This window comes from Lishizhenia tianjinensis (assembly GCF_900116425.1).
Classification (GTDB): domain Bacteria; phylum Bacteroidota; class Bacteroidia; order Flavobacteriales_D; family Crocinitomicaceae; genus Lishizhenia; species Lishizhenia tianjinensis.
In genome coordinates this window covers 377,319-389,629 of the sequence record NZ_FPAS01000002.1, presented here as the reverse complement: position 1 = coordinate 389,629, position 12,311 = coordinate 377,319, and the positions used below count along the sequence as shown (strand labels likewise).

Genomic DNA, 12,311 nt, shown 5'->3' with positions numbered 1-12,311 from the left:
ATCATGTTCAGAAATAAAGTCATAGTTATAACAGGGTCTACCCAAGGCATAGGATATAAAACGGCTGAAATGTTAACCCATCGAGGTGCCAAGGTTGTTATCAATTCACGAAGAGAACAAAAGGTTAAAGCCGCTGTAAAAAACATTTCAGACCAAGGAGGAATAGCCTTTGGAGTAACGGGAGATGTTACCGATTACGTGTTTTGTAAATCTCTACGCTCAGAAGTCATCAAAAAATTTGGACGGATAGACTATTTAATCAACAATGCTGGTGTGGCGAGCAAAGGAAATCTGTTAGATTCAAGCAAGACTGTTATTGACAGCGTTATTGATATCAATATAAAAGGAAGTCTCTACCCAACCCATGCTTTGCTTGCCGATATTATTGAGCAAAAAGGAGGAATCCTATTTATTTCCTCCTTAGCAGGCATCGCCGGCTTACCAAGTTACTTTGCCTATTCCGGTACTAAAAGTATGATTATCACCTTGGCAGAAAGTATTAAAAATGAATTAGTGGATAAAGGGGTATTCATTGGTGTAAATTACCCCGGTTTTACAGAAAATGACAGTCAAAAACAAATAATCAAACCTGATGGTAAAACTTCTGTATTAAAAAAACGTGAAAATGTAAAAGCACTACCCCTAACGATCACGGCTTCACAAATTATAAAGCAATTAGAAATGAGAAAATTCAGAGCCTTTTCGTCGCTACAAGGTAAACTCATTTACTACACCTACAGGTTATCACCCAAACTCTATCTCTATGTTTTAAAAGTGAATAGAAAAAAAATAATGCTCATGGATTAAAACAAGATCAACTCCTAATTGCTACTACCAAACATTTTTTGCTCTAAAATCAACATCTTATGAAATTCTTTATTTTAAGTCTAGTATGCCTCTTTTGGATTAATGGTTTTACACAATCGTATATAACAACGAAGCCTGTGGGGAAATTACATACCAACATTTCGGCTATGTACGCAAAACGCTATTCAAATCCACCCAGGAATCAAAAACACACAAATCTATATTCTTTCGATTCCACCGAATTCTCAAGACGTTATTTCTTCACTTCCAATGCCCTTCCCTTTGAAAGAGGAGCTCACTTTGCGAGCTTGAATATTTTAGGTCCAGATATACAAATTGGACTCGGAAGACAGTTCCAAATAGGTATCACAACTTCATGGTTAGCATTTCCCGCCCTAATTAACCTTCAAAAATCTTGGCAACTGAATGTAAAAACACACCTGGCCATAGGCACAACCGCAGGTACGGGCACTTACTTTAGACCAAAAACGAAAGGCATATTGCCTTTCGCTACCCTAACTTTAGGTGATCATTCTAATAACTTATCCATCACTGGAGGCTATACAATATATTACAAATTCGATATTTTTGACAATTCAGAACAAAAAGAAACTGGTCCTTCAATTTCTGTATCCGGAAGCATTAAACTATTCAACAATACAAATGTAGTTTTTGACTCTTATATCTTTCCACCTAGAAAAGAAGTTATAGATTCAAGCTTTTACACGGGAACCTATTACCAAAATGATCCTGAGGGATATAAAGATGCCATTACGGACGAAAATTATGGATTCACTTCCCTTTATATTGGTCTTCGTCATAAGCTCTTGAATCAAAAATCATTACAACTTGGAATTTCACTATTAATACTTCATGATGGTGTCGTCATCATTCCATATCCCTTGATTCAATGGATAGCACCACTTTAACTAGCTTATATGCCGTTGTATCGCGCCTTAAACGCGGTACTCCTCACTCACTCTCAAAATTATCAGCTAATGCGCGATTGCATCGCGCCATACACTCAATACTCCATACTCAAACTCAATACTGATTTTTCGTTGCCATATCGCTATACTTTTTATTTTTGTCTTTCTATAATTACAAGAAGAATGAAACGTACGAAAATCGCAACATTGTTGAGCGCTCCAGAGGTGAACGCTGAGGTATTGATCAAGGGATGGGTAAGAGCATTTAGAAGTAATCGCTTTATCCAAGTGAATGATGGATCAACAATCAATAATATTCAAGCTGTTGTAGATTTCGAAAATTTCGACGAAGCCATCTTAAAGCGTGTAACTACAGGTGCTTCTGTAGCGATTACAGGTACTTTGGTAGAATCTCAAGGAGCTGGACAAGCCGTTGAAATTCAAGTAAAAGAAGTAGAAGTTTTAGGAGAAGCGAACCCAGATGAAGTTCAAAAAACAGTAATGCAACCTAAAAAGCACTCTTTAGAATTCTTAAGAGAGCAAGCGCACTTACGTTTTAGAACCAACACTTTTGGTGCAGTATTCAGAATCCGTCATGCGGTTTCTTTTGCCATTCACCAATATTTCAATAACGAAGGATTTTACTATTTACATACTCCTATCATCACAGGATCAGATGCCGAAGGTGCAGGTGAGATGTTTAAGGTGACAACTTTCGAACCGAACAATGCTCCTGTAAATGAAGCAGGTGAGGTTGATTACACAGAAGATTTCTTTGGAAAACCAGTAAACTTAACAGTATCTGGTCAGTTAGAAGCAGAATTAGGAGCTACCGCTTTAGGTCAAGTCTATACTTTCGGACCAACCTTTAGAGCAGAAAACTCTAATACCTCTCGTCACTTAGCAGAATTCTGGATGGTAGAACCAGAGGTTGCGTTTAATGATTTGAACGACAACATGGACCTTACAGAAGACTTCTTAAAGCACATTTGTAACTACGTGTTAACGAACTGTGCAGACGATTTAGATTTCTTAGCAAAACGTGAGGCGGAAGCTGACAAAGCAAAACCTGCTGCAGAAAGAAATGAACTAGGATTAAAAGAGCGTTTAGAATTTGTTGCCAACAACGATTTCGAGCGCATCACATATACAAGAGCCATAGAGATTTTACGCAATTCTAAGCCCTACAAAAAGAAGAAATTCAAGTACGAGGTGGAATGGGGAACTGATTTACAATCAGAGCACGAGCGTTTCTTAGTGGAGAAAGAATTTAAAAAGCCAGTAATCATTACAGATTACCCTGCATATTTCAAAGCCTTCTACATGCGTAACAACGACGGATGTGAAGAAGGAAAACAAACGGTTGCTGCTATGGACGTGTTGTTCCCAGGAATTGGTGAAATCGTAGGTGGATCTCAACGTGAAGAAAGATTGGATGTATTAAAGCAAAAATGTGCTGATTTCAACATACCTGAAGAGCACGTTTGGTGGTACTTAGATACGAGAAAATTTGGAACGGTTCCACACGCAGGTTTTGGCCTAGGATTTGAGAGGATGGTGATGTTCGTAACAGGTATGAGCAACATCAGAGACGTAATTCCTTTCCCAAGAACTCCGCAAAACGCAGAATTTTAGTAGAGAAACAAGAATTATTTCGAAGAAAAAACGTAAATTTTACTTCAGAATATTTTAGCGCATGGCATTAAAACAATCCTTATCACAAAAGCTTGAACAGCGTTTATCGCCGCAGCAAATTCAATTGATGAAATTGTTGCAAGTTCCCACTATGGAACTTGACGCAAGAATTAAGCAAGAAATTGAGGAAAATCCAGCGTTGGAAGAAGGTAAAGACGAAGTAGAAGACGATTTTTCTAACGAACAAGATACAGATTTTGACGAGGGTGGTGACGACAATGACTTCGACATTAACGACTACATCTCAGATGATGAGCCCGCGTACAAAACGAAAACTTCAAACAAGGGAAAAGATGACGATGAAACATCTATTCCCTTGTCTTCTGGGTCTTCCTTCCAAGAGCGACTCAAAGAACAATTACACCTTCGTGATTTAAGTGAAGACGACTACATGATCGCCGAAACTTTAATTGGAAATTTGGATGATGCAGGATATTTAGAAAGAGACCTAGAGGCTATTGTTGATGACTTGGCCTTTTCTCAAAATATCATGACAACTGAAGAAGAGTTGGAGAAGCTTTTGGAAATTATTCAAGATTTAGACCCAGCAGGTGTAGGTGCCAGAAATTTACAAGAATGTTTGTTGCTACAAATCAACAGACGTCAAAATGGTGATATTACGCGGTACACAGCCAAGAAAATCTTGGAAGATCATTTCGAAGAGTTCACCAAAAAGCACTACAACAAAATTCTAAAGAAATTAGAAATCAGTGATGATGACTTGAAGGCAGCAATAGATGAAATCATTCGTCTGAACCCCAAGCCAGGAGGTTCTTTAAAAAGCTCCTCTAAATCTTTAGAACAAGTTACCCCCGATTTCATCATTACAGAATTGGATGGGAAATTGGAATTGGCTTTACACGGAAGAAATGCTCCCGATTTAAAAGTAAGCAGAAGCTATGAGAAAATGTTGCGCAACATTTCGGAAGGAGCTAAACTTACAAAATCAGACAAGGAAGCCGTTACCTTTGTAAAGCAAAAATTAGATTCTGCCAAGTGGTTTATCGATGCGATTAAGCAAAGACAAAACACCCTTTATTCTACGATGCACGCCATCATGAATTACCAATATCAATACTTTTTAACCGGTGATGAAACGGAGTTAAAACCTATGATATTGAAAGACATTGCAGAAATTGTGAACCTAGATATATCAACAATATCAAGAGTTGCCAACTCTAAATACGTTCAAACGCCTTACGGTGTGAAGTTGTTAAAATACTTCTTCTCAGAAAGTTTGTCTACAGATTCAGGTGAAGAGGTATCGACAAGAGAGGTGAAAAGTATTTTATCTGACGCAGTTAAAAACGAAGAAAAGCGCAAACCACTTACGGATGAAAAGCTGGCAAAACTCCTCAAGGAAAAGGGATACAATATCGCACGAAGAACCGTTGCTAAATACAGAGAGCAATTAAACATTCCTGTTGCACGTTTAAGAAAAGAACTCTAGTGAATTTTTTAGCCAAAGTAGCCTCCATAGTTTTCCTTCCGCTATTCATGCCTTTGTATGGATTGTTGCTCACGCTTTACATACCGAGCATTCCAGAAAACTTTTACGCGCGCTATTCACTTTTCTATTTAAACCCCGAGTTTAAAACAAGCTTCTTAAGCCTGTTTTCAATTTTTACCATACTTGCTCCCGGACTCTCACTTTTAATGCTTCGCTTAAACAAAACGGTGAGTTCATTGGGATTAGAAAACAAGGAAGAGAGAAAGTACCCCATTGCCATTACGGCCTTCTACTTCTTTCTGATGTTCGGGTTTTTGATGTATCAACAACAAGGCAACATTCCCGAGGTACTGATCGCCACGAGCTTTGGTGGCTTTTTAAGTGCTGTAATGTGCTTGGTGATTACCCGATGGACAAAAATCAGCTTACACGCTATGGGAGTCGGTTCGCTCTTAGGTTTTATCATTGCCTACTTCCAAACTCAGTCTTATTTTGAGATGAATGTTGTTTACTTGGTTATCCTTATGGGAATAATAACAACTACATCACGACTAATACTCAACAAACACACACTAAAACAAATTGGACTAGGATATGGACTAGGATTTTTTGTACAGCTACTTACTATTTTTATATATTCACAAGTATAAAATATTCAACTATGAAGCGTTTCTTAAAAAATACGATAGCCATTTCAACAGTGGCCTTAACCCTATCTGCTTGTGGAACGAGTGGAGGAGGAATTAACTTATTCACGGTAGACCAAGACAAAGAATTAGGCGCACAAGTAGCCGCAGAAATAGATGGAAACCCTGCCGAATACCCTGTTTTAGACAGTGCTTCTAATCCAAAACCTTATCAGTACCTCTACAAAATGAGAGATAAAATTTTAAACTCTGGAGCTGTAACACATAAAAATGAGTTTGGTTGGAGATTGCGCATCATTCATGATGACAATACTTTAAATGCCTTTTGTACACCGGGTGGTTACATCTACGTTTACACGGGATTGATGAAGTATTTAGATTCTGAAGATCAATTGGCAGGAGTTATGGGACATGAAATTGGACATGCCGATTTACGTCACTCTACACGACAAATGACCAAATTACATGGTATTGATTTCTTACTTAATGTAATTGCTGGTGACAGACAAGCCATCAAACAAGTAACAGCAGGTTTAATTGGGTTAAAATTCTCTCGTTCTCACGAAACGGAAGCAGACGAAGCCTCAGTAAAATACCTATGTCCAACAGACTACAATGCCGCTGGAGGAGCTTCTTTCTTTGAGAAATTGCAAGCTGAAGGGGCTGGAGGTACACCTGAATTCTTGAGTACTCACCCATCACCTACGAATCGTATAGAAGATTTCTACAATACTAAAACTACTTTAGGTTGTAGCGGTGAAAAAACGTACGAAACAGAATACAAACGCATGTTAAGCACTTTGCCTTAAACATCATAACACTTTTATAAAATCCCGTTGTATTTGTTACATCGGGATTTTTTTTGGAAATCCCCTACTTCCAACCCCTATTCAATACTTCCCTCCATCAAATGCCCAATCCTTGAATCTTTGAATCCTTGAATCTTTGAATCCTTGAATCCTTGAATCCTTGAATCCTTGAATCTTTGAATCTTTGAATCTTTGAATCCTTGAATTATTGAATTATTGAATCCTTGAATTGTTGAATTCTCAAATCTTGACTATCTTGCCCGCCTAAACTATAAAACACATGCGCGTTACCCTTGAAAATGGTAAAACAATTGATCTTTCCAAAGGTCATGATATATCTATAACTCTTACAAATAGCGAGAACAACCCTAGAGCTTGGTATGTAAACCCTCCTCGCTTCGAACCTGTAATGGAAAACGGATGGGTAGGTGAAGTTGCTCAAGGGGGAGCTGTTAATTTTAGAGATATCTTTTTCAACCCACACGGCCATGGCACGCATACAGAATGTTTAGGTCATATCACAAAGGAAATCTATTCTGTAAATGAAAGGTTAAAAGAATTCTTCTTCAACGCCAAAGTAATTTCTATTACACCTGAAGAGGTTCAAAATGGAGAAGAAACCGATCATATAGTACAATACGAAGCAGTCAAAGCTGCTTTAGGTTCAACTCCGGTGGATGCAGTTGTTTTAAGAACACTTCCCAATACTGAAGCGAAAAAACACTATAATTATTCGAGTACCAATCCTCCTTATTTAGATGAAAGGATAGTCGAAATCTTTGATGAACTAGGCGTTAAACACTTCCTTTTGGATTTACCAAGTGTTGACAGGGAAAGTGATGGAGGCGAATTGGCCTTTCACCATAAATTTTGGAATGTACCAGAAAATCCAAATCATGAGCGCACTATTACTGAGATGATATTTGTAGACAATCACATTGAGGATGGTGAATACCTTCTCAACCTACAAGTAGCTCCCTTTGATAATGATGCTTCTCCAAGTAGACCTGTTTTATATGCCTTTGAATAAGGCTTATAAGTAGAGCACTACTTAAAAAAAGAAATCTGAAACTCAATAAGTTATTGCGTTTAAAATAAAATGACTATATTTGCATAAGTTTTATTGAAAATTTGTAGAACGAGGGGACGAAAGTCCCCTCTTTTTGTATCGATATGATTAGTGAAAAGATTGTAAGAGAACTCGCCGAAGAGCGTATTGCTGAACTAGATAACGGGTTGTTTATTGTGGACATAAAGATTAGTTCTGCTAATCAAATCAATGTTTTGATAGACAGTGCTGAAGGAAGTGTAGCAATAAACGATTGCATTTCTGTTTCGCGTAACATTGAGCACAACTTAGACAGAGAAGAGCAGGATTTTGAATTGAGCGTTTCTTCACCAGGGTTAGATCAACCTTTGCGAATGGTTCCTCAATACATCAAAAATATTGGTCGAGAAGTTAAAGTAAAACTCAACGATGAAAACGGTAAATTAGAGGGTATATTAAAAGCCGCTGATGATAACGGAATAGTTGTAGAAACTACGCGCAAAGAACGCATAGAAGGGAAAAAGAAAAAAGAAACGATTGTAGAGGATCATGCTTTACAATACGCGGATATAAAGGAAACAAAAATTGTAATTTCATTTAAATAGAAGCAAAATGGATAGCTTAAATTTGATTGAATCATTTTCTGAATTCAAAGAATTCAAGAATATAGATAGACAAACAATGATGCACGTTCTTGAGGACGTGTTTAGAACGATGTTGAAGAAAAAATTCGGTACAGACGAGCACTGTGACGTAATTATCAACATTGATAAAGGTGACTTCGAAATCTGGGTAAACAAAGAGATAGTACCAGACGGAGAGGTTGAAGATGAGAACATCGAGATTGCTTACTCTGAAGCGGTTAAGATAGAGCCTGATTTTGAAGTAGGTGAAGAAGTTTCTGAGGAAATGAAATTCATGGATTTCGGAAGAAGAAACATCTTGTCTTTACGTCAAAACTTAATTTCTAGAATTTTAGAATTAGAGAAAGATCACTTATACAAGGTTTACAAAGACAGAATCGGTGAAATCGTTACTGGTGAAGTTTACCAAGTATGGAAGAAAGAGATCTTGGTATTAGATGATGAAGGAAACGAGTTATTGTTACCGAAATCAGAGCAAATTCCTTCAGATTACTTCAAGAAAGGAGAAACTTTAAGAGCTGTTGTTGCCAAAGTTGATATGCGTAACTCAAGCCCTGTAATTATACTTTCTAGAACAGCGCCAGAATTCTTAGAGCGTTTGTTCGAGTTAGAAGTTCCTGAAGTATTCGACGGATTGATTACAATTAAGAACATTGAGCGTGCTCCAGGAGAAAGAGCGAAAGTTGCTGTTGAGTCTTACGACGACAGAATTGATCCTGTAGGAGCTTGTGTGGGTATGAAAGGTTCTCGTATTCACGGTATCGTTAGAGAGTTAAGAAACGAAAATATTGACGTTATTAACTACACGTCTAACCCTCAATTATACATTCAAAGAGCATTGTCTCCAGCAAAAATTTCTAACATCGAATTGAACGAAGAAGAAATGAGAGCTGACGTATACTTGAAGCCAGACCAAGTTTCATTGGCTATCGGTAGAGGTGGACACAACATTAAATTAGCAGGTCGCTTAACTGGATACGAAATTGACGTATACAGAGAAGGAGCTGAAGATATAGAAGATGTAGACTTAGAAGAGTTTGCAGATGAAATCGACTCTTGGATCATCGATGAATTGAAAGAAATTGGTTGTGATAGCGCCAAATCAGTTCTAGAGCTAAGTGTTGAAGAATTAGTGAGTCGTACAGATTTAGAAGAAGAAACTATCAAAGAAGTTTTCAAAATATTGGAAGCAGAGTTTGAATAGATAGGAAACACTTCTAACTTTGTCATCAGAAAAATGGGTAAACCGTAACAAAAACGGGAATTAATTCGTAGTTTATCTACGTAATAAAAAAAATACAAGAAGGACTTTTTATATGGCCGGTAAAGTAAAAAGATTAAGTAAAGTAGCAAGAGAGTTAAACGTTGGGATTTCTACCATTGTAGATTTCTTGGGTACTCAAGGTGTGGAGATAGATTCTAACCCCAACACCAAAATTAGCCCTGAGCATTTCGATAAGCTGAGTGAGCAATTTGCTGCGGACCAATCATTGAAAGAAGCAGCGAATAAAACTGCTTTAAAGCGCGAAAAGCGTGAAACAATAACGCTTGCTTCAAATACAAAACCTGAAGCAAAAGAGCAAAAAGAAGTAGAGGACGACATTGACGTTCACGAAACTATTGCTAAGGTGAAATCTGAAGATCAGAAAACTCCTGAAACTCCTAAAGTGGAAGAAACTCCTGCTCCGGCCGAAAAGGAAGTTGCGAAAGCTGAAGAAGTTAAAGAGGTTAAGAAAGAAGAGGAGCCTGTTAAAGAAGAAGTGAAAAAAGAGGAAGATAAAAGTCCTCAAATCACCAAAGAAGATTCGAAAACTTTAGGTGGTGGAGATTTAAAGGTGCAAGTTTTGGGTAAAATAGACTTAGGTTCTATTAATACTAAAACAAGACCGGATAAGAAAAAGAAAGGGGATAAAAAACCTGCTCAAAAGAAAGAAGAAACTCCAGTTTCTAACGCTCCTAAAAAGGATACTCCAAAGCCAACTCCAGTGGTAACTCCACCAGTGGCAAAAGAAGAAAAACCAAAAGAGGAAGTGAAAGAAACAAAACCTAGAGAAGAGGTTGAAACCATTAAGGTTGAACGTAAGAAGTTAACAGGACCTACAGTAGTTGGTAAAATCGAATTACCTGTAGAGAAGAAGAAAACTTCTAGTGCAGACAACAAACGTAAGCGTAAGCGTATTAAGAAGGTTGACGTTAATAAACAAGCTTCTAAAAACCCTAACGACAAGCGTAAGCCAGGTACTCAAGGAGCTGGTAAACCAAATCAAAAAGGAAGAGGTAAGAAAAAGGTTGAAAAACCTCAAGTTACTGAAAAAGATATCCAGAAAGAAATCAAGGAAACACTTGCACGTCTTTCAGGAGGTGGTAAATCTAAAGGTGCTAAAAACCGTCGTGCTAAAAGAGACTCTATCGCTCAGAAGAGAGAGATGGAAGAAATGGCAGCAGAAATGGAAAAAGGTATCTTGAAGTTAACAGAATTCGTAACGGTTTCTGAATTAGCTTCTATGATGGATGTACAATCTACACAAGTAATTTCAGCTTGTATGTCTTTAGGTATCTTCGCTTCTATTAACCAACGTTTGGATGCTGAAACAATTTCTATTGTTGCTTCTGAATTCGGATTCGAAGTAGAATTCGTTTCTGCAGAAGTTCAAGATGCTATTCCAACTGTTGAGGATAAAGAAGAAGACTTAAAAGATCGTCCGCCAATCATTACGGTTATGGGTCACGTTGACCACGGTAAAACATCTTTACTGGATTACATCCGTAACGCTACAGTAGTAGACGGTGAGGCCGGAGGAATTACACAGCACATTGGTGCTTACTCTGTAACAAGAGAAGATGGTAAAAAACTTACTTTCTTAGATACTCCTGGTCACGAAGCCTTTACAGCGATGCGTGCCCGTGGTGCTCAAGTAACAGACGTTGCTATTATTATTGTAGCAGCTGATGATGATGTGATGCCACAAACAAAAGAGGCAATCTCTCACGCACAGGCAGCTGGTGTACCTATGGTATTTGCGATTAACAAAATCGATAAGCCAGGTGCAAACCCAGACAGAATTCGTGAGCAATTATCTCAAATGAATATCTTGGTAGAAGATTGGGGTGGTAAATACCAAGCTCAAGAAATTTCTGCGAAGAAAGGATTGAACATTGACGAATTACTTGAAAAAGTAATTTTAGAGGCTGACCTTTTAGAATTAAAAGCGAACCCAAATAAAAATGCAGTTGGTACTGTTGTAGAATCTTCTTTGGATAAAGGAAAAGGATACATTACTAACATGCTGGTTGAAGCAGGTACATTACGTATTGGAGATGTGATCTTAGCGGGGCGTCACTCTGGTAGAGTAAGAGCGATGCACAACGAACACGGTAAAGAATTAAAAGAGGCAGGACCATCAACTCCAGTATCTATCTTAGGTATTAACGGTGCGCCATCAGCGGGAGACAAATTCCACGTGATGGATGATGAAAGAGAAGCACGTTCTATTGCTACGAAGCGTGAGCAGTTGTACAGAGAACAAGGACTTAGAACTCAGAAACACCTTACACTTGAAGAAATTGGTAGACGTCTTGCATTGGGTGACTTTAAAGAACTTAACGTTATCGTTAAAGGTGACGTGGATGGATCTATCGAAGCACTTTCTGACTCTTTATTGAAGTTATCTACAGAAGAAATACAGGTAAACATCGTTCACAAAGCGGTAGGTGCCATTACTGAAGCCGACGTTAACTTAGCTAGTGCATCAGATGCCATCATTATTGGTTTCCAAGTTCGTCCGCAAGCATCAGCTCGTAAATTGGCTGAAACAGAACAAATCGACATCAGATTATATTCTGTTATCTACAAAGCTATCGATGAATTGAAACAAGCGATGGAAGGTATGTTATCACCAGACATCAAAGAAGAGATTATCGGTTCTGCTGAAGTTAGAGAAACTTTCAAAATCACGAAAGTGGGTACAATTGCAGGATGTTACGTATTGGATGGAGTTATTAAACGTAACTCAAACATCCGTATCATTAGAGATGGTATCGTAATTTACACAGGTGCTCTTGGATCATTGAAGCGTTTCAAAGACGATGTAAAAGAAGTGAAACACAACTACGAGTGTGGTTTGAACATAGACAAGTACAACGATATTAAAGTTGGTGACATTGTTGAAGCTTACGAAGAAGTTGAGGTAGCGAGAAAGCTATAATAACACCAGAATAATTAAAAGGGATTGTAGACATACAATCCCTTTTTTTATACCTTTAATCAACGGCTTTTACAGTA

10 protein-coding genes are annotated in these 12,311 nt (G+C 37.9%); all 10 read left to right on the top strand.

All coding sequences use genetic code 11. The features are described from left to right. Window positions 1–3: 3 nt before the first annotated feature. Window positions 4–807 carry an SDR family NAD(P)-dependent oxidoreductase gene (locus BM327_RS08310; protein WP_090248214.1) on the top strand — a complete coding sequence of 268 codons (804 nt, stop codon included), beginning with the start codon at window positions 4–6 and terminating at the stop codon, window positions 805–807. A 59-nt stretch (window positions 808–866) separates the two neighbouring features. After that, on the top strand, window positions 867–1,736 hold the full coding sequence (locus BM327_RS08305; RefSeq protein WP_090248211.1) for a hypothetical protein: 870 nt from the start codon (window positions 867–869) through the stop codon (window positions 1,734–1,736). A 183-nt stretch (window positions 1,737–1,919) separates the two neighbouring features. After that, on the top strand, window positions 1,920–3,371 hold the full coding sequence (gene asnS, locus BM327_RS08300) for an asparagine--tRNA ligase (protein ID WP_090248208.1): 1,452 nt from the start codon (window positions 1,920–1,922) through the stop codon (window positions 3,369–3,371). A 61-nt stretch (window positions 3,372–3,432) separates the two neighbouring features. Next, complete coding sequence (rpoN, locus tag BM327_RS08295; RefSeq protein WP_090248205.1) at window positions 3,433–4,881, top strand: RNA polymerase factor sigma-54; 1,449 nt, start codon at window positions 3,433–3,435, stop codon at window positions 4,879–4,881. Beyond that, on the top strand, window positions 4,881–5,531 hold the full coding sequence (locus tag BM327_RS08290) for a hypothetical protein (protein ID WP_139230311.1): 651 nt from the start codon (window positions 4,881–4,883) through the stop codon (window positions 5,529–5,531). Before rpoN ends, BM327_RS08290 begins: the two co-directional genes overlap by 1 nt. Before the next feature lie 11 nt (window positions 5,532–5,542). After that, window positions 5,543–6,337 (top strand): M48 family metalloprotease, encoded by a 795-nt coding sequence (locus tag BM327_RS08285; protein ID WP_090248200.1) that lies wholly within the window; start codon window positions 5,543–5,545, stop codon window positions 6,335–6,337. A gap of 280 nt (window positions 6,338–6,617) precedes the next feature. Further along, window positions 6,618–7,367, top strand: a complete 750-nt coding sequence (locus BM327_RS08280) for a cyclase family protein (protein WP_090248197.1) — start codon at window positions 6,618–6,620, stop codon at window positions 7,365–7,367. Between the two features lie 143 nt (window positions 7,368–7,510). Further along, window positions 7,511–7,990, top strand: coding sequence for a ribosome assembly cofactor RimP (gene rimP / locus BM327_RS08275; protein ID WP_090248194.1), 480 nt, complete (start codon window positions 7,511–7,513; stop codon window positions 7,988–7,990). 7 nt (window positions 7,991–7,997) lie between these two features. Beyond that, window positions 7,998–9,233 carry a transcription termination factor NusA gene (gene nusA, locus BM327_RS08270; protein WP_090248191.1) on the top strand — a complete coding sequence of 412 codons (1,236 nt, stop codon included), beginning with the start codon at window positions 7,998–8,000 and terminating at the stop codon, window positions 9,231–9,233. Between the two features lie 112 nt (window positions 9,234–9,345). Next, entirely contained in the window at window positions 9,346–12,234 is a 2,889-nt protein-coding gene (gene infB, locus BM327_RS08265) for a translation initiation factor IF-2 (protein WP_090248189.1), read from the top strand. The last annotated feature ends 77 nt before the right edge of the window (window positions 12,235–12,311 follow it).